Genomic DNA, 26923 nt, shown 5'->3' with positions numbered 1-26923 from the left:
CTAATGCCTCTCATTCTATGTCCACCTCCAGAGGAACCGTTAGTTTTGCCGCTGTCGTCATCATTCTCTCGACGAGATGCCTTACCTCGTTTTCTTCGTCGTGCGGAGCTTCCACCCACAAAGCGTCGTGGATCATCATCACGATCCGGGCTTTCATGTTTCTACGCCGGAAGATCCGGTCGAGCCTTACCATAGCGGTCTTCATGAGATCAGCTTCAATCTGTTGAGTCCACGTCACCCGGAATTGCCTTTCCATCTCTGATGTCGGGCGGCGCGGGAACCGACGCTCTCTTCCGATGAGACTCCGCACAAGCCTTTGCTGACCGGGGAGCTTCTTGATATTCTCCCATTCCCGGTCAAAGAATTCCCTCACTTCGGGGAACCTGCCATAAAACCCGTCGATGTACGATTGGGCGGTGTCGAGATCTATGAAATCAGAGCGGCCTTTGCCCTCTTTCAGCTCGTTGATCTTCTTACACAGCGCCGTAGCCCCCATGCCGAAACAGATCGCAAAATTGATCTCCTTCGCTACGCTCCGATCTCCCAGCCCCAGCCAATCGGAAGTCTCCGTGTGTACGTCTCCGTTGGGGTCGTTGTACACCCGCACAAGCTCAGGATCGGCAGACAGGTGGGCAAGTATGCGGAGCTGGGCTTGTGAGTAATCTGCCTTTACGGACACGTTCCCCGGCGCAGGAACAAAGAGCTTCCTCAATTCCCGGCTGATGTTCTGGACAGCGGGGAAGCGGGCATAGACGCGGGACGTGGCGGAACGTGTTTGACCCCACAAGGGATGAATGCGTGTGTGTCCTGCCCATCGTCGTAAGAATCCCAAATCCCGCCCCGTGTCCCACCAGGCAAGAATCCGTCGCACGAGAGGGTAGGCGTGGGCGATCTGCTCCAGAGGCTTCTTTATTCCTTTCCGCCGTACATACGCAGGGGCGAGCTGGAGAGGAACCCCTTGATTGACCAGAAAACCGTAGACATCTTCGTGTGACGTGAGGTTCACGGATTGCCCGCCGGTGATTTCTTGAGCAAGGAGGGCTAGGGATCGCTCGGTTTCCATCGCCAGCTCAGCGCACTTGAGCCCGGCGAACCCTATTCCCACACGACGCATATCGTCCAGGACGAGCATCAGGGGCAGTTCGATGTCTCGATAGAGCTTTCGCAGATCACGGGACATGAGACCGGGGAGCCTCTCGGCAAGCTGGAAGATCAAACCAGCGTCATGAGCGAGCATCTCCCCGGCCAGCTCCCAAGACGCTTTATCGCAAATATCCGTAATTCTATAAGGATAATCGTGGTCCAAGTACCGCTGAGCCAGGTCAGCCAGAGTCAAAGCCTCCTGTACCTGATAATCTCCGTAATCAACCTCACGGGAGCTTTCGGGATCGAGGAGGAACGCCATCAACCGAGTGTCTTCTATGTGGTTAATATTTAATTGATTATCTATCTTTTCTTCCGGGAGTAAACCCCGCTCATCAAGGAATTCCCAAATCCGCTTGAGCCCGTGGAAAGCGCGAGGCGTGGTTACACGCCGGTAGAGCAACGGACAGAGAGCTATGAACTCATTGAGAGCCAGTTCTACGCAACGGGATTCCTCGGGAGATAGAGCAAACCCGATCAGTACTGTGTCTCGGATTATAAGAGGAGCTGTGAGAGCTACGGTACTCTGGGAATTCAAGGTCGGGATCAGATACTCGGGAGATCTAATCAGGTTCATAACTCTATACTCGTGCTCGGTAATTGAAACTCAGAGGACAACAAGAAAGAGATGGATAGATAGCTATGTAGTGAATAGTATTATTACTTATATTGTTATTCGGAGTGAGCGAGGGACCAGCGCAGGGTAGAGCATGAGAGGAGGGAGCGGGAGGAATAGTAGCTATAGGTATTAATAGGTATGTCTCTCGCCAACTAGCTGAAATAGCGTGATAAAGTGCGTGAAGGTGACAAGTTGCAGTATCCACCTAGTATTTCACCTTCACGATGCGTATCTCCGCGGTTTTACCTGCTTTCGTCTCGCCGGTCTCGATTAGCCCAAGTTTCGTCAATGCCTTTCGGTACGTCTGTGCTGAAGGCTTACTTACCCCGATTGCGGTTGCCAATTCGGAATCGGACACGCTCAGCTTCGCCCCTCGGGTGTTCCGGGCCAACTCTTCTTGTCGGATCAAGAGCCACACATACGCCTTTGCCGCCGGGGAGTTGATCCTGTAGAGGTTATCCGCCGCTTTGTCAGACAGAAACGCATAGTCATCGTCAAATTTCCTGCCGTGCCACTCCTCGAAGGGGCTCCCTTTGATCAGGCCGTGGAGGCGTCCGATCAGCTCTTTCACCTGATGGGTCCGCATATTCTCGTATTCCTTCAGCAGGACGGAAAGAGCCTTCTTGGAGACCTTGCGGCGGTACACGGTAGGCGTCCTGACACCAGCGCCTTTCAGGTCACCCAGCTTCATTCCGAACCATTTCCCCACCTGAGCCTTGGCTGATGCCGCGGGGATTCTCTCAAATACCGTGAGAAGTCCGTAAACATCGACGGGGTTGATCCGCTTTGGGTTCCCCCGGTGCATGGAGCACCACCTCCGCTGACACAGCACGGAGCGGCAAGAAAAGCCTATCTGCCAATCCCATATCCCCATGCGGATCGCCTTCTCATACCAGTCCTGGGTGTCTTTCACCTCAAAGAAGTCAGGCCCGTATTCGCCTTCCACCTTGGCGTAGCGCATCGGGTTCTGGAACTGCCGCACCAGGCAGTCGAAGAAGAGGGTAGGGCCTTTGAGAATCCCGTGCTCCGCGTAACGGTCTCGGAGGAACCCCTTGGTCCGGGCAAGGAATTTCCAGTGCTTCAGGTAATGCGGGTTTACACGACCTTTCTCATCGAACTGACGCACGTCAGGTTCCCACGTATCCGGCCTTGGCTGGTGGGCAGGCACAAAGACGGAGAACCGAAGCCCGTAGTCGTGCCAGACTTTCACAAGCTCATCCCGATCTATTGCGTTATGTTCGGAGTCAGTCATCCCTCGACTTTATCACAAGATTGAATGGGGCGCTCTCCGCACGTTCCTTGCCCTATTCTCTTGCGAAAGAAGCCTTCAGAAGGAAAGCCCTTTAAGTGTCTACTCTGATACCGAATATTACTCAATGGAATACCTGTACCACAGGTGTCTACAACACCGTGATGGTGTGGCAGAACGTGCTGCCATTATCCCCTGCGCGTCACGGCTTTTCAGAGAGTAGGATTATTTTATGAATTACAGGATAGCTATAGCGCAGCTTTGTCTTGACATGACCATAAACATACCATATTCTTTAAGTGCCGTGGGAGGACTGTTTTTACGAAGGGTGCGCCATGGACAAGAAAGACTTCTTAGAGCGTATGCTTGAGCTTGTCTCGGAGAAAGGAAAGAAGTGGAGCGAGATCGCTTCGACCCTCGAAGAGGAGGGATACACCGAATCCGGCAACCCCCTCGGCCCGAACACGATCCGAAAGCGCTATGGGCGGTGGGAAGAAAAGCAGGGCAGGCCTGATAAGGCTTCCATTAAGCAGGAAACCCTTGATGACGAGATCCGGCGTGCGGGGCCGAAGCGAGCCCTTGTCTCTCCCGAGGAACAACCTGAAAAGAGTGGGATGCTATCCGCCAAGGAAATGTTCGAACTCTTGCGTGAATCAATGGAACGAAGGGACACCATGCTGTCCGCACAACTACAAAAAGCCTCCGATAAAGAGTATGACCCGGAAGCAGAGAGGCAGTTGGAGTCACGGTTGATTTCACGCCTTGAGACTAAGATCGAAGAAACGGTGGCGGCCCGTATCTGTGCTGCACGAGAACAGATACGGGAAGAGCTGGAGAAAGCTCTTTCCTCTTCTGTTGCGGCGGGGCTGGAAAATCATCTTGCTTCATTGCTGGAAGGCGTTGAGGTGAAGGAGCGCAGCGCCGGACCCGGCAGAGGGCATAAGGGTTCGAGGATGACGAAGATCTCCGCAACGATTCCCTCTGAAATCTACTACGAGATGAAAAGGCTGGGGGGCATCTTCTCGTCACATCTCGTCGCTGCCTGTGAACTCTACCTACGCGCCCGCGGAAAGTATCCTACCGACAAGGACTAAACTGTCATGCCGCTTTCCAATCCACCAGCCACGCTGAGACAGTTTGATCTATCAGAGCCTTCAGTCTCCATTTCTACGAAGGAGCTGCTTGACGCCTTTTTGTCAGGCAAGAGCCCCAAGACTATTGAGGCATATCGCCGGGATCTGGAAGACTTCAGAGCTTTTACGCAGTCGGATAATCTCCCCCAAACTATCCTACTCTTTATTGCACAGGGCCTGCACCAGGCCAATCATCTTGCTCTCCGCTACAAGACCCATCTCGCAGAGGAAAGGAAACTCCAGCCCACAACGGTAAATCGGAAACTCGCAGCACTCAGAAGCCTGTCGGACATGGCTTACACATTGGGAATGATCAACTGGAAGGTGCGCGTAAAGAATCAGAAAGTATCTTCCGCATCCCGAGATACCAGGGGGCCGGGGAATTCCGCCGTGCAGGGTCTGAAAGAAGAAATTGCGAAAAGATCTGATCCAAAGGGAGTGCGGGACAGAGCCCTTTTCCATCTTCTTTATGATCTGGCTCTCCGCAGAGCGGAAGTGGTATTCTTGGACCTTGCCGACGTGGACCTGTCGGCAGGAACGCTTCGTGTGCTCGGCAAAGGCAGGCTCCAAAAAGAGGTCCTTACCATGCCGACAACGACAAGGAAAATCTTGGCCAATTGGATTGCGATGAGAGGGAGTGAGCCGGGACCCCTGTTCGTTAACCTTCATCACGATCCCGGCATCCGAGGCAAGCGCCTCTCGCCCACGAGCCTCTACCGGATCATACGGGAGCTTGGAGAGCGCACGGGCCAAAAGGTTCGCCCTCATGGACTCAGGCACACATCCATCAGCGAAGCGGTGCGCAAGGCCCAAGCCGTGGGGCTGGATGTGACAAAGGTGCTGCAATTTTCGAGACATAAGGACCTCAAGACTCTTCAGGTCTACATAGATCAGGTGGAGAATGCACAAGGGAAAATTGCCGAGCTGGTGGCTGGATGATCTGCTATCAATATGGGAGGGGAACATCTGTCTGCCCCCTTGAACGAGAGAAGGAATCAAGCCAACTCGCCTTTTCACGTCCTCCGCATGAAACCCGTTGCGCCAGGTGTGGTGGGACGATAAGTAAAGTCAGGGGTCAATGTTCACGGCTTTTTTGAGAGAATCTTAGGCGACTTGACAATCCACTGGGAGCCGGTTACCTTTTGTCACAAGTTCTCTGCTAGGGATTTAGTCGCTCCCTGCGGGGACGACGTAGGGAGTTAAGGGACCGTCGCAATGATGTGCCATCCAAGAATTTTCAAAGTCTGGGTTCGGGTGCTAATATGCTTCCTGATTGTGAGTATGATTCAACCGAGCTTGGTCTTATGCTTTGATCATGACGCAGACGCCATTGCAGAAAACGGCCTATCCAGCTCTCTTTCCTGTTCCGCTTCCGAGATTTCCCTTTTTCACCACCCTTTAGATCAAACGATGCCCAGCATGGGCGCAAAATCCTCCTCGATTGGAATGGCCCTTGGAAATCAGCGCTCTACAAGGGGCGCTTCTCTCTTCCGACTATTATTCACCCATTCGTATGCGACCTTTCCAGGGCTTGTGCATCAAGACCATTCTCGTCCAGAGTCTGATCCTCGAGATAATTCTCCCCACAGCACAAGCCGAACCACTGTCCTGCTGATTTGAGCCTCCCCAAGCAGATTCTCTCTATTCTTCGTTTGAGCGATGCGAGTAAGAGTCTGCTGTCATAGCGCCAAGCATCTTTTATCACACCATATTCATGTCTTGGCTATGAGCCTTTAAGTTCGGGCCGAGGACTTCCCTTTTAGCCTAACCGAGGGGATTGCCCTCATGGGTCCCGGAATGTCCGATTCCGAGACGAATAGGCTCGGCCAAGCCCCTGCCATCAGGGTTTCATTGACCTTGATAAGGCTCTGGTCCCTTGGACAAAGAGCAAAATCAGTGAGGAGCGTCAATAAATGACTCACAACCTACGGTGGCGAATAATTTTAATTGGAGTGGTCCTGGCGGTGAGTGCGTTCTTGGTCTATCCGTCGGTGGGACCGGTGCCTTCCTTCTGGGCAAAATATCTTCCCAACAACCCGGTTCGCCTCGGACTGGATCTTCAGGGCGGCCTCTACCTTGTCTTGGAGGTTCAAGCCGATATGGCGGTGGAGGCGGTTGTCGATCAGGGCATCTCTGAGGCTTCAGCCGTGATGAAGGAGGAGAGAATAAGATACAACGACATTCAGAGGACTTCTCCGACCTCGCTGACTGTTTATCTCAAGGACGCGGACCAGGCGGGGCTTTTTGACGAAAAGGTCCTGGACAAACTGCAGAACTACAAAAAGGCTTCCACGTCTCAGACGGACAAGGGCTTCGAAGTCAGGCTTCAGATGGACCAGAAGACTGCGGAAACTATAAAGCAAAGAGCCGTTAAGCAAGCCGTGGATACCATTCGGAACCGAGTGGACGCCTTCGGGGTCGCCGAACCCGATGTCGTGATGCAGGGCGTTGACAGGATAGTTGTCCAGTTGCCGGGACTCAAAGAAGACATAAATCGTGCGATTGACATCATCAAGAAGACCGCTCGGCTCGAATTCAAGCTCGTAGATGAGAAGGGCGATCTGAATGCTGCCCTGAAAGGTGAGATCCCGACCGGAGATGAAATTCTGTATCAAGTAGAGCGCAGTGCAGGAACCGGCGCGAGCAGCCGGAAGCCATTGCTGATTAAAAAACAGATTCTCATGACCGGTGACTCGATCACTGATGCCAAAGTTCAGCCGGGACAGGCGGGCGGGATGATCGTTCATATGGATTTCAATCGAACCGGAGCTGTTCAGTTTGAGAGGATAACGGGGGAACATGTCGGTGAACGACTCGCCATAATCCTTGACAACAGGGTCTATTCCGCACCGGTGATTAAGGATCGCATATCAGGTGGCTCTGCCATAATCGAAGGCACTTTCAACCCGGAAGAGGCCAGCGATCTGGCTCTCGTGTTACGAGCAGGTTCGTTGCCCGCGCCGGTGAAGATCCTGGAAAACCGTACAGTCGGTCCGTCTCTCGGCGAGGATTCTATTCGGCTTGGGCGAAACGCAATATTGCTCAGCCTATTTCTGATCTCCATCTGCATGGCGTTTTATTACAAGTGGTCGGGAGTGGTGGCTGATGTCGCCCTGAGCTTGAACCTTCTGCTCATTATGGCTGTCATGGTTTCGCCGGGCTTGCGTGCCACTTTGACCTTACCGGGTCTTGCCGGTATAGCCCTGACCATTGGAATGGCAATTGATGCAAACGTCCTGATATTTGAGCGGGTAAAAGAGGAACTGCGCGGCGGGAAGTCCGCCAAGGCTGCTTTAGACAATGGTTATGACATGGCGTTCAAGACGATTCTCGATACCCACGTCACGAACATCTTGACTGCCCTTCCTCTCATACAATTCGGTACTGGGCCGATCAAAGGCTTCGCAGTAACCCTGTGCATAGGGCTTCTTATCTCCTTGTTCACAGCATACTTCATCACCCGCACGATCTTCGATTACGCCTTTCAGGTTAAGCGGATCAAGAGCCTGAGCATATGATCAAGATATCTCACCCGACGCTGACACGAACGGTATTTCTTGAACATCCGTTCGATTTTCAGAAGGATTGAACAAATGGATCTTATAAAGCCGAACACCAGCATCAATTTTCTTGGCAATAGGTACTACGCCTACGCATTCACAACAATCATGATCATCCTTTCCCTGGCCTCCATTCCTATCATGGGATACATGAAACTGGGAATAGACTTCACCGGCGGGACAGTGGTTCAGGTGAAGCTCAACAAACCGGCGCATACCGAACAAGTAAGAGAGGCACTCAAACCACTGGGTGAAAATCTTGCTGTCCAGGAGTTTACTGGCGCATCGGGTGACGAATTTGTCATTCGAATGGAGCAATCCGAGGAAAGCGCCGAGAAACTGTCTCAACAGGTCAAAAACCTCCTGGAAAACAAGATTGGTAAGGGAAGCGCTGAAATCCGTGGCGTGGAGGTTGTCGGTCCAAAGGTCGGAACGGACCTTCAGGAATCCGCCATCTGGGCCACCGTCATAGCGCTCATCCTTCTCCTCATTTACATGGCTTTTCGCTTTACCTTCACGATGGGACTGGCTGCCGTTGTCTGTCTGTTGCACGATTTGTGCATATTATACGGGTTCTTCGCCTGGACCGGGAAAGAGTTCAATTTGACGATTCTGGCGGCAATGCTGACTGTCGTAGGATATGATATCAACGACACCATCGTGGTTTGCGATAGAATCAGAGACAATCTGAAAGTCATGAAGAAAGCGCCCCTCATTAAGGTCTTCAACGCGGCCATCAATCAGACGCTTTCAAGAACGTTGCTCACCAGCGTCGGCACTCTCCTTGCGGTGGCAGCTTTCCTCGTCTTCGAGACGAATGTCCTCAAAGATTTCGCCTGGGCGCTTCTGGTAGGAATTGTCTTTGGGACCTATTCCTCAATCTTCGTCGCCTCTCCTCTCGTCTTGGAGCTGGATCGGATTCTACCAGTGAGACGGGGGTGACTTACAGCCGCTTAGGATCGCTCGCACAATTGAGTAGCTCACAATGGATCGGGACATGACCTCGAAATCTGGTCTCTCTGTGTTATGATCCCAGCGCCTCAATCCAATGCTCTCTAAGAGCGTTTGCACGTAGCGTAAAGGTGATTTGGAGACGCTGAGGATGCACCATTTGGAAATAATTGAGATTCTCGCCATAGGCCTTCTTGCTGCGCTGGTCCTTGGCTTTGTCAGTCATCGACTCAAACTATCTCCGATAGTGGGCTATTTGCTTGCCGGGATTATTGTAGGACCCCACACTCCGGGGTTCGTCGCCGATCCGAATCTTGCAGGGCAACTGGCCGAAGTCGGGGTCATCTTGCTCATGTTCGGTGTGGGGCTGCACTTTGATCTGACAGATCTCCTGAGTGTCAAAGGGATCGCTGTTCCGGGTGCCATCGTACAAAGCCTGATTGTCACGGTCCTGGGTACATTCGTGGCTTTGGCTTTCGGTTTGTCGGTAGGCACCGGAATGGTGCTTGGCCTGGCGCTTGCCGTGTCAAGCACAGTAGTAATGGTGCGGTGCCTCTCGGATAATAGACTGCTCGATACCGTCCACGGTCATGTCGCTGTCGGATGGTTAATTGTCCAAGACATTCTAACCGTCCTCGCCCTCGTCCTTCTGCCTATGGTGACGATATCGTTTGTCGGTGAAGAGAAAGGAGCGGTGCTGACCTCATTGGGCATAGCGGTCGGCAAACTGGTAGCTTTGGGGGTATTGATCCTTCCTGTCGTGGGAAAAATCGTTCCCTGGTTGCTCTCCCACGTCGCTCGATCTCGCTCGCGGGAACTCTTCACGCTCACAATTCTGGTGTTGGCTTTCTTGATTGCGGCTGGATCTGCCATGATCTTTAACGCTTCCGTGGCTCTCGGCGCATTTCTGGCCGGAATGGTGGTTGGTAAGACCAGAGTGAGCCATCAGGCTGCAGCCGATATTCTCCCGATGCGGGATGCTTTTGCGGTCCTGTTTTTCTTATCCATCGGTATGCTTTTGGATCCGGGTTTTCTTCTGATGCACCCCGGCCTCATCGCTGCGTGTTTTTCCATGATTGTAGTGGTCAAGACCCTCGTCTCGTGCCTTCTGGTCCTTGTCCTCGGGTACTCTGTTCGTACAGCCCTTACCGTGGCAATCGGCTTGGCTCAAATCGGGGAATTCTCATTCCTGCTGAGTCAACAGGCGCAAAGCCTAAACCTAATGCCTCAGGAGGGATTCAGTGTCGTAGTCACATGCGCTCTGATTTCGATTACTCTCAATCCGTTGCTCTTCAAGGCCGTTGATCCCGTGGAAAACTGGCTGCGGGGCAAGAAGAGGCTCTGGGGGCTTCTAAACTATCAGGCGGAAATGAAAGCAAGGAGTGCCAACATTCAGACCCAGACGAATCTTCTTCGGCACAACAAAAAGCCCCTGGCGATTGTCATCGGCTACGGACCCGTGGGACAGCGAGTATCAACGATACTGAGAGAATCTGAGATTCAGCCCATTGTCGTAGATTTGAATGTGGATACCGTCAGCAACCTGGTATCTGACGGTCACCCGGCGATATATGGTGACGGGAGTCACCGTGAAATCCTGACGACAGCCGGAATTGAAAGAGCGAAATACTTGCTTATCACGGTGCCGGACCTCACAAGCGCCATTGCCATTGTCACGACTGCGCTCGACCTGAACCCAAAGATCAAGACTCTTGTCAGATCCAGATTTCTCTACGCAAAGCCTATTCTCGAAGGTCTGGGAGTCTCGGCCATCTCCTTTGAGGAAGAGGAAGTTGCCAGGGCTATGACTGAAGCGCTGGCGAGTGAGGTGAGTAATTCGGCAGAGCAAGAGGATGAATGGTAGTCATTCCTCAGCTCGGAATGTGATCAAAAATGTGTCGTGAGCGCATGTCATTTCCGCGAGCTGTCTTTGATTGCTTTGCCACGGGAGACAAAGGAAATGCCTTGCCCTGACCGAGTACCCGCCATAACGCCTTCAACAATTGGCTCGTTCACTTTACTCGTTGATTTCCATTTGACCAGAAACGATGCTCCCAATCCTCCGGCTGTATCCAATTCGCTGACAAAGAAGTCTGTTGAGGCCAAGGGCTTAAGTTCGATTGGCCTTTCGACGTAACCTCTGACCAGATTACCCTCTGTGTCATGATAATTTGCTGAGAGAATCGTAATCGGGTGGGTCGGATCTGTGTTCCGAATACTGAGGCATATCCCCAAGTCAAAGGTATGCCCCCTCACAACGTAAATGTGAGAATAAACCGGCACGTAGACCGTCTGCCCGTCGGATAGGTTGAAGGATTCGGCAAAACAGTCTCCGGGGCCAACGCAATTTCCCACCATGACCAGCATTCCGAAAACGAATATGAGTCTCCTTGATGTCCTCATCTTTGTTTTTCACGCCCCTTTCAATCATTCTTGAGATTCCTGGGTTTTCTCATGGACCGGTCCTTCCGACATGGTTTACGTACTCTAAACGCCATTATGGTACGTAAAAGGACGTTATCTACGGAACGCGGACATCTTATTGGGCAAGGTTGTTATTCTGAGTAGGCACTTTAAGTGCTTACTCTCTTCTTGTCTCTTGCGCAATACTTTTCTTACCGTTCCAATCAACCAAACGGCCAATCCTCAAGCGGTATCTCCACCGGTTCCGATTCAGCCAGCCGCTTCAATACGCGGGGAACCGCCTCGTCCTTGAGCCATTCCTGCACGTATTCCCGAACTTGGAGATCCGCCGGTAGCATCTGTTGGAAGATCGACTGGTCCATGGATGGATGGAACATGCTCTCAAATACCGGCTCGTAATCCGCCGGATCTGTGGGAATGGACTTCCAATCGATGGGAGATCGGACCTGCAGCCAATGGTCTCCCACACGATAATTCTCCTGCTGCGTGATCAGCGCTACCGCTTCGTTGACCAGCCTCCCGGCGAATGTGTAATAGAGTATGCCGGGATCGCCGGGACACTGGGGAATCTGGTTGAATTCGCACAGGATCTGCGCATCCTCCCTCGCTTGTTTCATGCGCTCGCGCATCTGGGGCTCTAACAGCTCATCCGGGAACTCCTTCGCATGGATCATGCCCCACATAGCTTCGTTGAGGAAGGTCTCGAATCCCCGCCCCTTCCCGGCATACTGGAAGGTTTTCGTCTCCACTCCCGGCGGCGGCTCGGCAGGCAACAGTTCCAAGCCCTCCTCCGTGATATTTGTCACCTTCCACTGATTCGCCGCGAACCTGACGTAATCCTCCAGCTCTATGTTCTCAAGGCTGAAATGCGGCACCTCCCCGAGTATTTCCGTACCGCTCCTGACCTCCACCATGTGCGCCTCGATGGGAAAGTTGCCGTAGATGCGTCTCTGCTTAAAGAGTTTGTGAAGCCCTTCTCCCGGTCCGTACTGTTTCATGAATTCGTGAGAAGTAAGATAATCCGTGCGGGCGAGTTCAGAGAGAATACGTTCGACCGTGGCGCTATCCACGTACCGAAGCTTCTCAAATGTCTCGGAAAGGCTCTTGACGCTGACGTATTCCTGCCGGGACCCGATTATCGACAGACACTGCTGCGCCACGGCTCCATACAACTCGAAAGTTTCGCATTGGGCGAGATTGCCTTTTCGGGCGGCATCGACCAATACCAGATACCGCAAAGCTTCCGTCACCGGCGCAGGAGCCCCACGATCCATTCCGACAAAGCAGACCGCTACGGTCTTGTTGGAACGCCTGTTGCCTCTTCCGATACGTTGCAAAAAAGAATCTGCCCTGGACGGCACGCCGCATAGGAGCACCGCGTCGATGTCCCCTATGTCGATGCCCAGCTCCAGGGTGCTTGTGGCATTGCACAACGCGGTCTCAAGGACTTGAAACCTTTCCTCTATGTCTATCCGTGTTTCCGGGGCCAGAGACGAGTAATGTACAAACACCGCTCCTTCCAAGTGCTTCTGCTCGGAAACCGCCTCAGCTTGATCCTCGCAATCCTTCCTCCGGTTGGCAAAGGCGAGGAGTTTGCATTTGCGCCCTGTGCTGAGTTTCTCCACCACCGACCCGAAATCAGCCGGACGGACCTGAGCGTCTATGGTGCGGTGGGCAGGGAAATTGAGGATCTCCATGTCCGCTCCTTGCCCAAAGAAGAACCGTCCCACTGCCTCAAGGTCCGCAATAGTTGCGGAGAGAGCCACGAGTTGCAGTGGGGCCGGATCTACGACCCTCCTCAATCGCTCAATGAGGACGGAGAGATGGACGCCACGTTGGGTATTGTACAGGAGATGAACTTCGTCAATGACCAGAGCACGCACGCTCATGAGAGCCGGGTCATGTCGATACAGCAGCACATCGAGGGATTCAGGCGTAGTGATGAGGACGTGGGGAAATTTCTTCCTGCCCTTGAGATCGTCCCGGTCACCATGACGAATACCCAGGCGCAGATCCAACTTATCTTTGATAGGACCCTCAAGCCTTCTCGCCAAATCGTTCACGAGAGCCTTTGTGGGAGCGACATAGAGAATTACGGTTGCGTTGCTCTTCTCGAAATCGTTCCAGTACTTACTGACCAAAGGTGTCAGAGCAGCCTCGGTCTTTCCAGATCCTGTCCCTGAACACGCCACTACATGCTTGCCTTCAATGATCGGCTTGATGGCTGCCTCTTGAACGGGTCGTAGAGAAGGAAAGCCTCCGAAGAAGGCATTATCTACGTTCTGATCCAGAAGTTCTCTTGCGCTCATTCCGTGTCCTCGTATGCTTGATCCAGATGCTCCACAATGGCTTTCACTGTTTGACGGGTTCTGTCCGCCTCCGGCGAAGCCGAGAGCCTGTCAACGATTGTCTCGATCTCGGGCAAGGCCTCTTTCACCTTGTCTTCCCATTCGTATGCCGTCCCGTGGACCTCTGCGATCCTCCCCGCCAGTTCCTTCAACTCTTCAGCCCCCAACGGGCTGATGCGGAAGCGGGGAAGGCTCTCCAAAGGCGCAAACTCTTCGGACCACTTTTCCCTCTTGACAAGGAGTTCACGACACTTCTGCTCAAAGTCCGGCGTCACGGCAAAGAAGCTCTTTACGCCTATTCCATCGGAGGAGAAGAATCGGAGCAGGTTCCTGAAGGCTATCTGCTGCCATTTGAGGTTTCCCAGATTGTAGATGATGTCCTCCACCTCATCGAAGAGAAGGATAAAATCCTTAAACCCTGCGCCTTTCGAGAGCGTGCGAAGATCGCTCAGCGCCGCCCAACTCTGGACGTAACCGGGTTCCTGGAAGTTGAAGGTCCCTGCACGCACGTCCAAGAGCGCCGAGGGGGGCCGAGGATCTTTGAAGTGGGCTTTCATATCGGCAATGAGTCGTCGGTGAAGGTCTTTTCGGTTCGTGTAGTAATTCCACGGATAACTGAGCCAGTCTTCGATCAGGTCCTTTTCCGAATCCCCTCCGCATGACCAGGCTCGTAATGCGATGTACAGGGCAGGGGACTGTAAGAGATCAGAGGAGTCCCACTTCCAATCGTTCGTCAGGCGGGTCCAGAAATTCTCAGGGTCCCGAGAGTACCGGGCATCGGAGATCTGCCGACACAATGTGTCGAAGAAAGCCCTGATGCCCCTTTCCTCCATACCGGGTAATTGAATGTCTCGGAAGACCGCGGCGACTATCTGATCCATTCGGTTGAGCTTCACCTCTGCCGATGAGTCGAGCGTTATGGAGCCAACCGCAAATCCATCAGCCAGAGCCTTTTCCCTGAGGAAGCGGAACAAGTGGGTCTTGCCGGATCCGCTATTGGCCTGAAGAAGAAGTCCACCTTCCCCGTCGAAGAGTCGAGTCAATTCCTCCAGCTCGGTTTGCCTCCCCACGGTGAACAGGCTCACACGGCTCTCGGGAGGAATTCCGTTGCGAAATGCATAAATGACTTTGAGGGCTTCGTTGCGATCCACGGCTATTCCTCCCTGCTCAAGAGGTCCATCACGTCCTCGTACACCTCTTCGGCTGATCGAATCTCTCCTTCCAGGCAGTCCTCGAAATACGGGATAAGAGACCGCATCAATACTCTCCAAAAACGAGGAATCGCCGTATCTCCGTGCTGTTTGGCAAGATCCTCGACATACGCCCCGATTTTTTCTTGAGAAGGCAACCGTGACTCCAGATCATCTTCCTCATCTTCGTAAGCCTGTTTGTAGACTTCCCGTATATTTGCCGCCGCCTGCTTGTAATCATCCAAGCCGATGTAGGTTTTTGCGTCGAGATTCCACACCGGGTCCATGGCACGAGGGGCCTTGTTGTCCCGAAGTTTCCCGATTCTGGTCGCCAGCCCTGAATTGATCACTATTCCGTATTTCGTATTGGTGTAAAAATCCGGCGTCGCTGCATACACAAGGAATAGACCGGGCAGCTTTTCAATTTCGTTCACCAGTTGAAAGAGATTGTTGTACGCATGGACACGCTCGGTGGGTTGCATGAACTGATAGGCCTGGGCAGCCTCATCGAAAAGAATCATCAACCCACGGTATCCGGCAAGCCCGACGAAACCCGCTAAGGATTGCAGCATGGGCCTCGCTGTCTCGCCGGTAATCATCTTGTTCACGTCGAATCTCGTCCTAAACGTCTGCTGAGTCCCCTCTCCGCTGAACCACTGCAGAGCTTCTCCGCGGACCTCCTCTCGAACCGTAGGATGAGAAATAGGGCGGTTTGGCACGTAGGTCTCCCAGTATTTTGCCACGATCTTTCTGAAGTCGAAATCAATGCGGCGATCCTCCATGAGGGCCTGATACACTGTGTGATACTGCTCGTTTGTGATCTCATTGACGGCTTCCTTAGCTCCGGTTACCTGAAGAAACAACGCCTCATCGAGCACTCTGGCGAACGGCTCCGCTTCGGGAGATGCCACGTCCTCATACATGGAAGGAGTTTGGATATTTCTGACGATGGCGGAAAAGACTTTCTCGAACTTGCTGAAGGGGGTCTCCCTGGCGTGCAACTGGACGTTGGATACGAGGCAGTTCCCTTCCATGGCGATCTCTGTCAGGAGCCGGAAGAGATGCGTCTTACCCGAGCCGTTGGACCCGTTGATGAATAGGATGAGCCCCTGGTTGGCGATCTGGCTCATATGGTGCTTTTTGAATCCCTTGATGAGTTTCTCATGTCCCACCGTAAAGAGCTGATAGCCCCATCGGGGGGGCATGCCTTTGCGCAAAGAGGTGATTACGTGTTGGGCCAATTCTTTCGGGTTCATGCCCCCACCTCCTCGAATCGCACAAATCCCACATACGCCACGCTCCCTACCTCGTGGAGGAGCATCCCCGCTTCGTCGTCCCGCGTATGCAACAACTCCAGCCGTCTTGAATCAATCTCAAGGGGTCCCTCTCTGGCCAGTCTGGAAAGATCAACAATAAACTGGTCGCTCTGATAGCCCTTCTTGTCGCTGGCCATTCTTGCGGCTATCCTTCGGATCGGCACGTCGGCTCCATCAGCCAGCTTTTCTCTTTGGATCACCCCCAGGTAGTGTTCCCGCAACTTCTTCAGGAAATACCGTCCGTCGTAAGGACGAGCAAAGATCCGTTCGTGTTCCTCCGCCAACTTTGCAACAACAGCCCCTATATCCGCCGGGAACTCTCCCAGCTTTCTTTCCGAATTGGAAAGCGTTGCGGTTCCTCCGCGATCTATGGTCAGCTCAAAGAAGCCCTTCTCAAACGTGTACACCGGGTAGCGGCTGCTCATGTCCAGCGGCAACCCTGCCTCTCGGCAGGCAAGCTCCAGATAATTCGGGTACCGTATGCGGAGTTTTTTGGCCTGCTCTTGGGCAGCCGCACGGAGTTTTTCCAAGTCCTGAAGGGAAAATGCTCCGGCATCGCACTGCTGCCTGATGAACTCATCCTGTTTCTCCATCAGACTGAGCACATGAAAGGGCCACCCCTTGGAAACGTACTTCTCCAGTTCGGTGGCGATCTTTCTGAATCGCTTGAGCGACTTTATGGCCTGTTCCAGCTCTTCTTGCCTTTCATAGGTATCCATCAGGGCGGATCGAACCGCATGTCTTGCCTCGTCGGGAAAGGATATCTGTTTCGGCATAGGGACACCTCGGGATCGAAGGCTTCAAGACCGACTATCATAGCCCATTCTTATTGGGCAAGGCAATGTTTATGAGTAAGCACTTAAAGGGATTACTGAGAACGATTGACGTTCCGCAATATTACAAAGCTACGTTGGCGTCCCGTAACAGACCTTCATTGCCATGAGGTCAAGGAATTCTGATACCAGCCCTTCCTCGGTCAAATGGATCATCTCGCCTTTAAGATTTTCCCATATCTTGTGAACGTCGCACTGGGAAAAGCATCTCTTTATCCCGCTGAGCATTCGCTGCACATTGCCGGGTTCGTACAGGAGACGCCACCCTTTGATGAGAGCTGCCGGATCGGGTTGTTCAGGCTCAGGCAGAGGAGGCGATGTAGCAGCCTGGCCTGACATTCCGGTTGCTGGAGTCCGCTCCCTCGGCTGAACACAGGGGGCGACGGGACGGATGACCTCGCTTTCACTCCAATGCGATGGATGAGTCTTTGGTTGGGGAGAGTCTTCTGCCGCACATACCGCCGCCATGCCTCGAAGGGTCGCCAGGAAGTAAGCCCCGCCGTTTGTGCCGGATACGGTGGCCAGTGTCTCTCGGGTAACGGAGAGAGCAGCTCGTATCGTTTCTTCGGGGTATTCTCGGATGATGTTTATGAAACAGCCTCTGGAATGGAAGTCGTGGCAGGTTTCTTCGATGTCCTGAAGGAGCAGACGGTCTTCGGGGGAAAGGTTCGGCTTCAGAGGAGCGGAAGACGATGATCGCTGTGGATTCGAGGAATGGACGACGTTTTCGGGGATCGGGGCTTTGGACCTTGGAGTTGGAAGTGTTTGTTCGAGTTTGGTGATCCGTGATTCCAGCTCAGAAATCTTTGACGCGTTGTCGTTCGCTGGAAGGGGGGAGGGAGGGAGTTGTTCTGTACCCGTACTGGGTTGGTGAACGGTACAACGTTTTTGAGTTTTTTCAATTTTCTTTTCTAAAGGATACCGCGAATCCGCGACGGGTGTCAGCTCATTTTCGAGGCGGGCCATCTTTGCCGGACCGGGAAGGGGGACCCAGTAGTTTGATCTGCCGGGCCGGGGAATGGATGCCAGGAACCCCGCCTCTTGAAGCTCGGCCGTCCTGCGCCACACGGACGACGAAGACCACTTCAGGTCTTTGGCAATAGCTTCTTTGCTCCACCAGCAGTATCCACGCTCTCCCGACCATGTGAGGAGTTCTGAGAGGAGGATCTGCGCACCCTTGGATACGGGGAGCCTTACGGCTTGGGCCTTGAGGTCAAGGATAGAAAAAGGGATTGACGAATCGATAGGCGAACTTATACACTGGGAGATCCGAGACATTTTTCGGCTGTCCTCCATTTTGAGAGTTGACAGCCAGAACAAACGGTGATAGGTAACGCCACCAGAATTTGGACATAATTCAGGCGTTAGCCTTTCACATCTTCAGAACCGCTTCTTCAGTTTGGCCGCTGGGAGCGGTTTTGATCGTTCTGGGACTGTGTATGCCAGAAATCTGACGGTAGAATGGCTTTAATTAGTAGGTGTTGAACCCTCCTGTCCCCTCAAACTGTTTTCAAAAGGGGATGTGCCGCGGATGAATATCAGGTTTCAGCCCCATGTCAAGCGCGAAATAAGCTAACCTGTTAAAAAAACAACTAAATCAGATACAGAAAGCGTATCAGATACAAAGAGTAAATCAGATACACGGCGGGCATCTGATTTACTGGGAGTATCAGATACAGGAACTGTATCAGATACAGGTGATGTATCAGAAAGATGGGGGTTCGTGATCCGGCAAGTCAGGTGGTAGGATTACTCTCAATAGGCTCTTTTCCCCCCTTTTGCTTGCTTTGCAGATCCAAGTCACGAGATTCTTCTCCGTCAGAGATGAAATGACCTTTACGGCGGTTGAGTGGGAGCCGAAGCCTACGGACTTCATTACTTCCCGCTGGTTATATTCTACGACACCATCGGAGGGGTACGACTTGCCGAAAGCGAGATCCACCAGGTAGAGGTACAACCGAAGCTCTGAAGGAGACATGGCGGGGAGATGTTCGTGGATTTTGGATTGGAGCGTAACATAAGCACTGAAGAGGGAATGGGAGGACTGGACGTGGCCTGTATCGGATACACGCGGTGGATCAGATACAGGCACTAGATCAGATACGGCAGGTGTATCAGATACACTCCGTGTATCAATACTGTCTCGATTCTTCTTACGCGACGGTCCCTGCTCCAGCGCATCGGCCTTTTCTTTGGCTTTACTCAGGAGTTGTTGGAGGAATTGAGACATTCCAGCAGCTCCTCAGCGACTTTCATGTAATCCTTTGCAGCCAGAGCTTTCCGATCATCCTGAAAAACTGTGACTCCCTGGAGATGTGCCTTATTTACAGAAGTATTCTTGGTTATCGTTGTCCTGAACACCTGCTCTTCATCAAATGCTCGTGTCACCTGCTCCCGGATAATACGGCTCGTATTTGTCCGTCCATCAACCATCGTTAGTAAAACCTTCAGGAGCTTCAGTTTCGGATTCAGGGTTGATTTAACATCCGAAATGGTTTCCAAGAGGCCATCAAGACCTTCCACAGCAAAGATGGATTCTGCATCAATAGGAATGATGACATAATCCGCTATTATGAGCGCGTTCAGAAGAAACGTTCCAAGGTTCGGCGGCGTATCCACTAACACGAAATCGAACTCCTCCAAGGCTGCCCTATCCACCTTCGCCCGTAAGGTCGAGAGCCGCTCAATTTCCTTCATGGATCGTTCAATTTCAAAAAGTTTGAGATACGAAGGCACCAGTTTGACGCCCTTTATCTGACTGTCAACGCAGGTGTTGGAAACAATGGCAGTCTTTTTGGTGAACAAATCAATGACGGTTCGGGGTTGTTCTGACGGCAGGAGTTTGCCTAGAATTCGTGACGAATTGCCCTGAGGGTCCAGGTCTATGACCAGCACCTTCTTCTCACGCATAGCCAGTGCATGTGCGAGAGATATTACCGATGCAGTTTTGCCAACTCCCCCTTTCTGGTTGGCAAAAGCGATGATATGCGCCATGATAGACCCCTTTCACGGGAAAGATACCAAGTGCTGTCGGGGGTTCTTATCCACGATTGGGAGGAAAAGTCAAGGAAATTCACAGCCAGCGCCGACTCCGCTCCGCCTAAATTTGAGAAAAATCCAAGGGCGTTGCATGACGACTTGACATTATAAAGCAATACCCCTAATTAATTAAGGGGTAACGATTGCCATTGTCAAGCCCGTCAGGTGGACATGAAGCTTTTGGACTTCTTCGCTAAACATCCGGTATTCACCTATGAGGAATTCGCGGCCTTCCTTGACGCCGAAGGTTCTCGAAGCGTAAAGACCCGCGACTCGCTCCTTGCCCACCATACGAAGACCGGGCGCATACTCCGGGTCAGACGAGGGTTATATGCTTCGGTTCCTTTTGGAGCCTCTCCTGATACCTTTCCCGTGGATACGTTTCTCCTGGCTGGAAAGATGGCTGAAGATGCTGTGCTGGCGTATCACACAGCCCTTGAGTTTTTCGGAAAGGCTCAGTCAGTCCAAGAAAGGTTTCTCTTCCTCACCGGGAAGGCAATCCGACCAGTGAACTTCCGTGGATTTGAGTTTCGAGGAGTACGCTTCCCAAAGACACTCGTGAGACAGCGACAGGAATTCTTCGCAGTGGATGCTGCTGAAAGAGGAGGGCTTCCGATCAGAGTCACGAGCCTGGAACGAACCCTCGTGGACATTCTTGATCGTCCAGATCTCGGAGGAGGATGGGAAGAAATCTGGAGGTCGCTGGAGTCCGTGGAATTCTTCGACATGGATAACGTCCTGGATTATACACTCCTTTTGGACAACGCCTCCGTAGCAGCAAAGGTAGGGTTATACCTGGAACAGCACCAGAAGGATCTAATGGTAGACGACGCTCATTTAGACCGTCTCCGGCAATGTATTCCAAAACAGCCGACGTATATGGCCCGGAATTCTAAAGGGCGTCTCGTAAAAGAGTGGAACCTGGTGGTTCCCTCACAAGTTCTTGACCGGTCGTGGGAGGAGATCTCTTGAAATTTTCTAGAGAATTCCTCCTTACCGAGTCAGAGTCCACAGGCTTCCGTCCAGAGATTCTGGAGAAAGTCTTTCACCTCATCGGTCTGCTGAATGGCTTTAACAGTCATCCTTTCCTCAAAGAGCGGCTGGCACTCAAGGGCGGGACGGCTCTGAACCTGTTTCTTTTTGATCTTCCCCGACTTTCCGTGGACATTGATCTCAACTACGTCGGGTCTCCTAATCGGGAAACGATGCTGTCCGAGCGTCCCAAGATAGAGGAAGCGGTGATAGCGGTCTCCGGCAGAGAAGGATTGAGTGTTCGTCGTTCAACAGAAGAACATGCAGCCATCACCTTTTTTCTTCGCTATGAGAGCGTTCTCGGTCAGGGCGGTGATCTGAAGGTTGACCTGAATTTCATGTTTAGGGTTCCCCTTTGGCCCTTGGTCAAGATGGACTCACGGCGGATCGGTCCCTATGGGGTAGAAAGTGTTCCTATCCTGGACATTCACGAACTTGCCGGAGGAAAACTGGCAGCACTGCTCGCGAGGAGAGCCAGTCGGGACTTGTTCGATGTCCATGCACTGCTGACGGGGAGTGGTCTTGATCCACACCGTCTGCGCTTGGCCTTCGTGGTCTACGGAGCCATAAACCGGAAGGATTGGAGATCCGTCCAGGTGTCCGATGTGGATTTCACCGAGAGGGAGCTGAAGAAAGAATTAATGCCTCTATTGAGAAAAGAGGCTCAGGAATTGGAGTATGTCACCCAATGGGCCGAACGTCTCGTGGAAGAGACGAGGAAGGCTCTGGAATCATTGCTTCCCTTTACCGAGGAGGAGAGAGAATTTCTTGACAGGCTCTTGGATCACGGGGAAATCATGCCAGCTTTGCTTACGGGCGACGGAGAACTCGCAAAACGCCTCGGTGAGCATCCAGGCCTACAATGGAAGGCCCTCAACGTGAGGCAGTTCAAAGGAAGATAACACCCGGTGCCCGGTCCTGGCAAAGGTGGCGGCGTATCGCTGATAAGTTCCTTGGCCAAAAGGAGACGAAATTGGATCACATAGTGGTGGAAATCTTCACCGATGGAGCCTGCAGCGGCAATCCAGGACCGGGTGGCTGGGCTGCAATCATCAGAAAAAACGGTACAGAAGAAGAGTTGACTGGCGGTGAGCCCGCAACAACCAATCAGCGCATGGAACTCATGCCCGCAATAGTCGCATTGTCATCGCTGAACAGCCCCTCCAAAGTGCGACTCTATTCGGACTCACAGTACCTCATCAAGGGAATGAATGAGTGGATAGAGGGATGGAAGAGTCGTGGATGGAGAAAGTCCAACAACAAGCCTGTGGAGAATCCAGACTTATGGAAGCGCCTAGATGCCATCGCTGCCCGGCATCAGGTTGAATGGATTAAAGTCAAAGGCCACGACAATCATCCCGAGAATGAACGGGTGGATCGGCTGGCTGTACAGGCCATCGAGCGATTTCGGAATTGAGGATAAACCTGGAATCAAGGAGGACGCCTCACAACCTCCGATGCGGTAGTATTATTGAGTAACGTCACTAATGGACGTAGGCACTTGTTCCTACTCCAAGGCTCAGGATTGCCCAAGAACAGGAATCGGGGTGTGAGAAAATAGCCTTTTCCTCACAGAGGCGGGGCAAAAGTCCTCTTTCGCATACACGAAGAGTTTGGTCAAAAGTCTGGAATATCGTGTTCCCATGCGGATAATATCCTTAAATCCTGGAGCCAGGCCGAATATCGCCTCCAGGTGGATAGTGTAGTAAGGAAGCCCAAAAAGTCCCCATTAGTATAGGGGGAGGGGGGTTCTTCAGTATTCATGCCCTCTTTCTCCCATTTCGGTACATTCCGACACGAGGAAAAGTGATGGATTCTTCAGGCCCGAACGGGGAAAACGAGACCTTTTATATAGGTCTCGATATGATGCCGGTCAACGAATTTTATCCCTTTTTCAAGGCAGCAAGCACCTAATCCGGTTATTCCTCGTCAGGGTCTTTGTGGGATATCTCAGGCAGCAAGCCCTCTTTCAGTAGGTTTTGCTCCAGTGCAGACTCCGCTGCCTCAGCTCTTTCCGCTGCCATGCGTAACAGGCCCTCCATCCTTTGCCCGGTCTCATCTACTCGTTTGAGTAGACCGTTCATCCTCATGGCCCTGGCTTTGAAAGTGTTCCGCACGTTATCGAGGAAACTGCCGATTACCCCGGAGTCAGGAGGCAGCACGTTCATTTGGTTCATGGGCTGCAAAGCTATCACATCTGTCACTCTTCTGGCGGTATCTTTCGGCTTCGCCATGTGGTCCTCCTTTCACCATTCCCGACAGTTTTGAGTCCAAGGACATTGAGCACAGTGCCAATCTTCCCTCGGGAAGAAGGCTTCCCGCTCTATGGCGTTCCAGACGCCGTAGACCAGCTTCACGAACCGGTTGCGCTCTTCATCGGTGCGTGTCGTCTCGTACCGCAGCATCTCGGGGCTTTTGGTTTTCGTTACCACGTCGAGCCTCATGTTGATGGCGGGATCGAAGCCCAACGTCTCGGCTCCGAGAGCGTAAGCCGTGAGCTGCATACTGCTTTGAGCATTGCTGTCCGAGAGCTTCTTAGCTGCGGTCTTCAAGTCAACGAGCGTGATGGTACCGTCGGGGGCCTGCTCAATCAGGTCAATGTAGCCCTCGAAGGGTGGCAGCCCACCGAGCGGCAACTGGAAATACTCCTCCACGCCCAGCACCGTGATGGACGGATCACGGCTTTCATGGAACACCGTGAGCATGTTTTTGGCCTTGTCCATGAGGGACTTCTCGCTGTCTCCGTTGAAGAACTTGATCTTCTCGGCCCGCTGCCAGCAGTCTCGGTATACGTCCCATAGCTGGTCGGGTTTCAGCTCGTCACCTTCCAGTCGGGTCTGGTAGTACGCCGCTGCCGCTTCGTGGATCGCTACACCGAAGGCCAGAGACACCGCGGTGAATGCAGGCGGGATCTTGTCCACGTATTGGAACTTGTACCGCAGCGAGCAGGTCAAGAAGCAGTTGATCTGCGAATACGACAAGTGATCGTGGTCTTGTGCGGTCTTCATCTCCTTTTCCTCCCTCCTCTAAGCTCACGGGTGCGGTTGCGCCAATAGTTCCGCTGATGGACCAGGCGGCGTAATTCCCGGATCAGGGTCGTCTTCTTCTTGGGCTTGGGTGGCTGGAATAGGGACATGAATCTGAGCATAGGTCTTCTCCTTTCGTGTGACGGGACGGGTACGCCGACAGCGTGTGCAGTGCGCACCTGTAGCGCCCCGCCTCGGTTGCTCTTGGTTGTGACTGTGTGGTTGACTACGCGGCGACTTCGGTTTGCAGGTAGCTGATGAGCTGAGAGGCGGATTCTCTGGTGAGTTCCTGGAAGGTGGAAGCGTTTAGCGGGCGCAAAATAGACTCGATGTCTTCATCAGTGTAGCGAGCCTTTTTGGTCAGCGCCCAGAGCGCCCTACACTGGGCTTGGGTTACCGTTCCTTTGCCGTTTCCAGCGGGTTTTGTTTCAGGTTTGCTCTCACCCTTGTCCTCGGGGAACACGCTTTCCGGTTCCTTGTCTTGATCTTGGTATCTCCTCGGCTCACCGACAACGTGAGAGACCTCTTCGGCACCCGTGTACTCAACCCCTATCCCGCCGAATCGCAAGGCCCTGGCTATCGCTCGCGTTTCAGCCAGCTCGACCAACGAGTCAGCCAATCTCGCATCTCTCTGGCCCGATGCGGTTCCGGTCCCGTTGAACCTTCCCCTTTGGCTCTCGACTGCGGCCTTTACCACCACGAAGTCATTGTCCAGCCTGACGATTTCGGTCTGGATGCTGATTTGGTCGTTGCTCTCGTGCAGAATCCGCAGTCTGCCGCCTACTACAGGGAATACTCGGGTTTGCCATTCTTGGCCGACCTTGACTCGTCGGCTCACCAGCTCATCTTCTCGAAACTGGCCATTTCCGTTTGCGCTCATGGTTGCGCTCCTTTCTTGGTTTCTCTACTCTTCTTAAGATATAGAGCGCCTGTGATGCCGCACGCGGCTCACATGCCGCCAAGGATGATTCGGATGAGGAGATCCAGCGGCTCCCATATCATGAGCAGGACCACCAGAATGACCACGATACAGTCCATCAGGATTCCCATGTTTCTTTCTCCCTTTTTTGATTCGCTCGGCTAGCATCTCGATACCGGCCTCGATCAGCACAAAAAGTCCCTTCGCCAAAGCCTTTTTCATGCTCCCGCGCCTCCTTTGTCTTTTGATCTGGTCTATCCCTCAAGGAGAGACCCGCAAACCCTCAAATATAGAGAAGAAGGGAAGATGCGGGCGAATGTTGCAATTTTGCCTGTTGTGAACCATTGGCGAATGGAGAACGTCGCGGAGAATGGCTCTCGTTAAGCCTGAGGCGATTTCTCAGGAACGTGTTGCTGTCGGAATCGACACTCGGTTCGGTACGATTCGGCGGAGATGATCCGGTAGGTTTGCGAAATGGTAATTCAGAGCAGAAAGACGAGTTTGAACTCGTCACGAATGCCATGAACGGCAGCATTGTAAGTATTTCCCTGGATGAGCGGGGGATAACCCTTCACGGAAATGCCTTCTTCTCTCAGTATTCGTCAAAGAAAATGGCGATTTTCAGCAGGGGATAACATCTCTGGTAATCCGGTCTCCCGGAACGGTTTGCGCGGTGCGATAAGGTAGGGGGATATCCTCCCACCTTGAAACGAGCATCCCGACAGGTGCCTATTCAAGGGTTGTCTTATGACAACGGGTGTAGGCTTAAGCCCATACCTGAGGCTGACCGGTGCTCACCCCTCAATTTGAGGGGTAAGCTCAACCCTCTGACTGGCAACGACACGACCCAAGGAGACCAACCGTGTTCATATGAGCACGGTTGGTTGATAAAGCCGGTGTTCAAGAGGCTCTCAACCGTCAAGATATCTTGATAATTCAATCTACCGCTTTCCCGAGCCCTAGTGGCATGCCGGTGCCTTTCTATTCCTACCGCATCGCCTTATATATTGAGGCAGACGCAGAATCATGGTAGTCCCTTAAAGTGCCTACTGGGATGGCAGATCTGGCGTAATTATGATTGCGGATGAGCTGCATCACACCAAATTCGGCGCTCAATATTCTCGACTCTTCCTGCTCCCAGCCTGCAAATAGCCCTTTTTCGCTTCTGCGGTTCACCAAGGCACCCCCAGCATAAACAAGCAGTTACACTGACCGAGATGGCATCCTTAAGAGGTGACGGCACCGGATTTTATTAATTTCCTCAAGCCCTCGCGAATCGCCTCCGCTGCGACCGGCTGATTTTTTCACCGAATCGGTGAAATATTGGTAAAAAGCCTACCAGTTGCGGCTTTCGGTGTTTTGGCCATGTTGGCAGCCATAAGCACGCCCTTAAAATCAAGAAGCGTAACTACTTGATTTCCCTCCAACCCCAAACTGGGGTTGACGAACTTCCCTTTAGCTCTGGACAGGGTTACGCCGAACAAGTTGGGCGACCGAATCTGCCCTGCACAAGTAGATTGCAACGGTGCAAGGGGTCCTCAATTTGACGACCCCTTGGCGCAACATCCCGGTACGCACGATCCGCCTCGCAGTCGCCACACACATGGGTAATCGAATTGATTACCCGATGGATATTGTTGGGGAAAGTAGGTGCCTTGATCGGCGCTGTTTCAACAGGCCTCAATTTGAGGACGGTTGTTTCCCTGACATCCGATACGGACGGCAGGTTGATATCATTGAGGAATTCATGTGCTTTGATTGGAGGTTTTCCCCTGACCCCCGATACGAGGGTGCGGGTGATATCTTGAATGTTTTCGGCCACCATAATTTCTCGGGTGGTCCCGCTCGGTGTTCTCGTTTCTATTCCCATTGGACGCCTTTGAGGGGGTGAACAAAAAGTGTACCCCCAACCGCATCTCTATCGAAACAGTTGTTTCCATATGAAGACAACTGACGACATGGCAAGCGGGCAAGGTGGCACCATATGGTGCTAACTGCGCGGCTCTGTCTGACACAGTTGTAAAGATATCTTGACGACTGAAGCCCCGGGATCAGGAGAAATCCCCTGTTGGTCGAGCGAACTCTTAAAAACCTAGTGTGATATCACTGGCATAGTCGTATCGACTACGCGGACGAAAAGC

At 52.7% G+C, this 26923-nt stretch carries 23 protein-coding genes; 9 read left to right on the top strand and 14 right to left on the bottom strand.

The window, feature by feature from the left end:
* Positions 1 to 10 precede the first annotated feature (10 nt).
* Together DESTI_RS28140 and DESTI_RS28135 are read right to left on the bottom strand one after the other, a co-directional pair.
* Complete coding sequence (locus DESTI_RS28140; RefSeq protein ID WP_014813323.1) at positions 11 to 1720, bottom strand: DNA polymerase; 1710 nt, start codon at positions 1718 to 1720, stop codon at positions 11 to 13.
* A gap of 247 nt (positions 1721 to 1967) precedes the next feature.
* The gene (locus DESTI_RS28135; RefSeq protein WP_014813322.1) at positions 1968 to 3014 is read right to left on the bottom strand and encodes a hypothetical protein; all 1047 of its coding nucleotides are present in this window, start codon (positions 3012 to 3014) and stop codon (positions 1968 to 1970) included.
* A gap of 332 nt (positions 3015 to 3346) precedes the next feature.
* On the opposite strand from DESTI_RS28135, the gene DESTI_RS28130 reads away from it, so the two are divergent.
* Both DESTI_RS28130 and DESTI_RS28125 read left to right on the top strand, forming a co-directional pair.
* Positions 3347 to 4105: a hypothetical protein gene (locus tag DESTI_RS28130; RefSeq protein WP_014813320.1), complete on the top strand. Its 759-nt coding sequence runs from the start codon at positions 3347 to 3349 to the stop codon at positions 4103 to 4105.
* Between the two features lie 6 nt (positions 4106 to 4111).
* Positions 4112 to 5083 (top strand): tyrosine-type recombinase/integrase, encoded by a 972-nt coding sequence (locus DESTI_RS28125; protein ID WP_014813319.1) that lies wholly within the window; start codon positions 4112 to 4114, stop codon positions 5081 to 5083.
* Positions 5084 to 5645: 562 nt separating this feature from the next.
* Here DESTI_RS28125 and DESTI_RS28120 read toward each other — a convergent pair.
* A complete protein-coding gene (locus tag DESTI_RS28120) occupies positions 5646 to 5849 on the bottom strand; it encodes a hypothetical protein (protein WP_041287739.1) in 204 nt (67 codons plus the stop codon).
* A gap of 208 nt (positions 5850 to 6057) precedes the next feature.
* Between DESTI_RS28120 and secD the strand changes: the two genes are divergently transcribed.
* The 3 genes from secD (at position 6058) to DESTI_RS28105 (ending at position 10519) form a co-directional block, all read left to right on the top strand.
* Entirely contained in the window at positions 6058 to 7662 is a 1605-nt protein-coding gene (secD, locus tag DESTI_RS28115; protein ID WP_014813318.1) for a protein translocase subunit SecD, read from the top strand.
* Between the two features lie 75 nt (positions 7663 to 7737).
* Positions 7738 to 8646 carry a protein translocase subunit SecF gene (secF, locus tag DESTI_RS28110; protein ID WP_014813317.1) on the top strand — a complete coding sequence of 303 codons (909 nt, stop codon included), beginning with the start codon at positions 7738 to 7740 and terminating at the stop codon, positions 8644 to 8646.
* Between the two features lie 160 nt (positions 8647 to 8806).
* Positions 8807 to 10519, top strand: a complete 1713-nt coding sequence (locus DESTI_RS28105) for a cation:proton antiporter (RefSeq protein ID WP_014813316.1) — start codon at positions 8807 to 8809, stop codon at positions 10517 to 10519.
* A gap of 47 nt (positions 10520 to 10566) precedes the next feature.
* On the opposite strand, the gene DESTI_RS28100 is transcribed toward DESTI_RS28105, so the two are convergent.
* The 8 genes from DESTI_RS28100 to DESTI_RS28065 form a co-directional block, all read right to left on the bottom strand.
* Entirely contained in the window at positions 10567 to 11058 is a 492-nt protein-coding gene (locus tag DESTI_RS28100) for a DUF3124 domain-containing protein (RefSeq protein WP_041287738.1), read from the bottom strand.
* Between the two features lie 224 nt (positions 11059 to 11282).
* Entirely contained in the window at positions 11283 to 13388 is a 2106-nt protein-coding gene (locus DESTI_RS28095; protein ID WP_014813314.1) for a DEAD/DEAH box helicase, read from the bottom strand.
* Entirely contained in the window at positions 13385 to 14578 is a 1194-nt protein-coding gene (locus tag DESTI_RS28090; RefSeq protein WP_014813313.1) for a BREX system ATP-binding domain-containing protein, read from the bottom strand. The genes DESTI_RS28095 and DESTI_RS28090 overlap by 4 nt, the downstream gene beginning before the upstream one ends.
* A 2-nt stretch (positions 14579 to 14580) precedes the next feature.
* Complete coding sequence (locus tag DESTI_RS28085; RefSeq protein ID WP_014813312.1) at positions 14581 to 15873, bottom strand: BREX system ATP-binding domain-containing protein; 1293 nt, start codon at positions 15871 to 15873, stop codon at positions 14581 to 14583.
* A complete protein-coding gene (locus DESTI_RS28080) occupies positions 15870 to 16709 on the bottom strand; it encodes a hypothetical protein (RefSeq protein ID WP_014813311.1) in 840 nt (279 codons plus the stop codon). The genes DESTI_RS28085 and DESTI_RS28080 overlap by 4 nt, the downstream gene beginning before the upstream one ends.
* 129 nt (positions 16710 to 16838) lie before the next feature.
* Complete coding sequence (locus DESTI_RS28075; protein ID WP_014813310.1) at positions 16839 to 18044, bottom strand: helix-turn-helix domain-containing protein; 1206 nt, start codon at positions 18042 to 18044, stop codon at positions 16839 to 16841.
* A 427-nt stretch (positions 18045 to 18471) separates the two neighbouring features.
* Positions 18472 to 18996 carry a hypothetical protein gene (locus DESTI_RS28070; protein ID WP_014813309.1) on the bottom strand — a complete coding sequence of 175 codons (525 nt, stop codon included), beginning with the start codon at positions 18994 to 18996 and terminating at the stop codon, positions 18472 to 18474.
* Positions 18969 to 19760 (bottom strand): ParA family protein, encoded by a 792-nt coding sequence (locus tag DESTI_RS28065; RefSeq protein WP_014813308.1) that lies wholly within the window; start codon positions 19758 to 19760, stop codon positions 18969 to 18971. The genes DESTI_RS28070 and DESTI_RS28065 overlap by 28 nt, the downstream gene beginning before the upstream one ends.
* Positions 19761 to 19976: 216 nt before the next feature.
* Here DESTI_RS28065 and DESTI_RS28060 point away from each other — a divergent pair, with 216 nt between their 5' ends.
* From DESTI_RS28060 to rnhA, 3 genes are all read left to right on the top strand, one after another.
* Positions 19977 to 20777: a type IV toxin-antitoxin system AbiEi family antitoxin domain-containing protein gene (locus DESTI_RS28060; RefSeq protein WP_014813307.1), complete on the top strand. Its 801-nt coding sequence runs from the start codon at positions 19977 to 19979 to the stop codon at positions 20775 to 20777.
* Complete coding sequence (locus DESTI_RS28055; RefSeq protein ID WP_014813306.1) at positions 20774 to 21739, top strand: nucleotidyl transferase AbiEii/AbiGii toxin family protein; 966 nt, start codon at positions 20774 to 20776, stop codon at positions 21737 to 21739. Before DESTI_RS28060 ends, DESTI_RS28055 begins: the two co-directional genes overlap by 4 nt.
* A 71-nt stretch (positions 21740 to 21810) precedes the next feature.
* A complete protein-coding gene (gene rnhA / locus DESTI_RS28050) occupies positions 21811 to 22254 on the top strand; it encodes a ribonuclease HI (protein ID WP_237671513.1) in 444 nt (147 codons plus the stop codon).
* A 502-nt stretch (positions 22255 to 22756) separates the two neighbouring features.
* Here the strand turns inward: rnhA and DESTI_RS28045 are convergent.
* The 3 genes from DESTI_RS28045 to DESTI_RS28035 form a co-directional block, all read right to left on the bottom strand.
* Positions 22757 to 23071 (bottom strand): hypothetical protein, encoded by a 315-nt coding sequence (locus DESTI_RS28045; RefSeq protein ID WP_014813303.1) that lies wholly within the window; start codon positions 23069 to 23071, stop codon positions 22757 to 22759.
* A 12-nt stretch (positions 23072 to 23083) separates the two neighbouring features.
* Complete coding sequence (locus DESTI_RS28040; protein WP_014813302.1) at positions 23084 to 23845, bottom strand: RecB family exonuclease; 762 nt, start codon at positions 23843 to 23845, stop codon at positions 23084 to 23086.
* Positions 23846 to 24089: 244 nt separating this feature from the next.
* Positions 24090 to 24743, bottom strand: a complete 654-nt coding sequence (locus DESTI_RS28035; protein WP_014813301.1) for a hypothetical protein — start codon at positions 24741 to 24743, stop codon at positions 24090 to 24092.
* Between the two features lie 383 nt (positions 24744 to 25126).
* On the opposite strand from DESTI_RS28035, the gene DESTI_RS28030 reads away from it, so the two are divergent.
* Positions 25127 to 25417 carry a hypothetical protein gene (locus tag DESTI_RS28030; protein ID WP_157212410.1) on the top strand — a complete coding sequence of 97 codons (291 nt, stop codon included), beginning with the start codon at positions 25127 to 25129 and terminating at the stop codon, positions 25415 to 25417.
* Positions 25418 to 26923 lie beyond the last annotated feature (1506 nt).

Source organism: Desulfomonile tiedjei DSM 6799, from assembly GCF_000266945.1.
GTDB lineage: Bacteria > Desulfobacterota > Desulfomonilia > Desulfomonilales > Desulfomonilaceae > Desulfomonile > Desulfomonile tiedjei.
This window is presented reverse-complemented; position numbering and strand designations above follow the sequence as displayed.

Coding starts and splice junctions, on each gene's coding strand:
- DESTI_RS28140 (WP_014813323.1), bottom strand. CDS start 1,720: ATGAACCTGATTAGATCTCCCGAGTATCTGATCCCGACCTTGAATTCC.
- DESTI_RS28135 (WP_014813322.1), bottom strand. CDS start 3,014: ATGACTGACTCCGAACATAACGCAATAGATCGGGATGAGCTTGTGAAA.
- DESTI_RS28130 (WP_014813320.1), top strand. CDS start 3,347: ATGGACAAGAAAGACTTCTTAGAGCGTATGCTTGAGCTTGTCTCGGAG.
- DESTI_RS28125 (WP_014813319.1), top strand. CDS start 4,112: ATGCCGCTTTCCAATCCACCAGCCACGCTGAGACAGTTTGATCTATCA.
- secD (WP_014813318.1), top strand. CDS start 6,058: ATGACTCACAACCTACGGTGGCGAATAATTTTAATTGGAGTGGTCCTG.
- secF (WP_014813317.1), top strand. CDS start 7,738: ATGGATCTTATAAAGCCGAACACCAGCATCAATTTTCTTGGCAATAGG.
- DESTI_RS28105 (WP_014813316.1), top strand. CDS start 8,807: ATGCACCATTTGGAAATAATTGAGATTCTCGCCATAGGCCTTCTTGCT.
- DESTI_RS28100 (WP_041287738.1), bottom strand. CDS start 11,058: ATGAGGACATCAAGGAGACTCATATTCGTTTTCGGAATGCTGGTCATG.
- DESTI_RS28095 (WP_014813314.1), bottom strand. CDS start 13,388: ATGAGCGCAAGAGAACTTCTGGATCAGAACGTAGATAATGCCTTCTTC.
- DESTI_RS28085 (WP_014813312.1), bottom strand. CDS start 15,873: ATGAACCCGAAAGAATTGGCCCAACACGTAATCACCTCTTTGCGCAAA.
- DESTI_RS28080 (WP_014813311.1), bottom strand. CDS start 16,709: ATGCCGAAACAGATATCCTTTCCCGACGAGGCAAGACATGCGGTTCGA.
- DESTI_RS28075 (WP_014813310.1), bottom strand. CDS start 18,044: ATGTCTCGGATCTCCCAGTGTATAAGTTCGCCTATCGATTCGTCAATC.
- DESTI_RS28070 (WP_014813309.1), bottom strand. CDS start 18,996: ATGTCTCAATTCCTCCAACAACTCCTGAGTAAAGCCAAAGAAAAGGCC.
- DESTI_RS28065 (WP_014813308.1), bottom strand. CDS start 19,760: ATGGCGCATATCATCGCTTTTGCCAACCAGAAAGGGGGAGTTGGCAAA.
- DESTI_RS28060 (WP_014813307.1), top strand. CDS start 19,977: ATGAAGCTTTTGGACTTCTTCGCTAAACATCCGGTATTCACCTATGAG.
- DESTI_RS28045 (WP_014813303.1), bottom strand. CDS start 23,071: ATGGCGAAGCCGAAAGATACCGCCAGAAGAGTGACAGATGTGATAGCT.
- DESTI_RS28040 (WP_014813302.1), bottom strand. CDS start 23,845: ATGAAGACCGCACAAGACCACGATCACTTGTCGTATTCGCAGATCAAC.
- DESTI_RS28035 (WP_014813301.1), bottom strand. CDS start 24,743: ATGAGCGCAAACGGAAATGGCCAGTTTCGAGAAGATGAGCTGGTGAGC.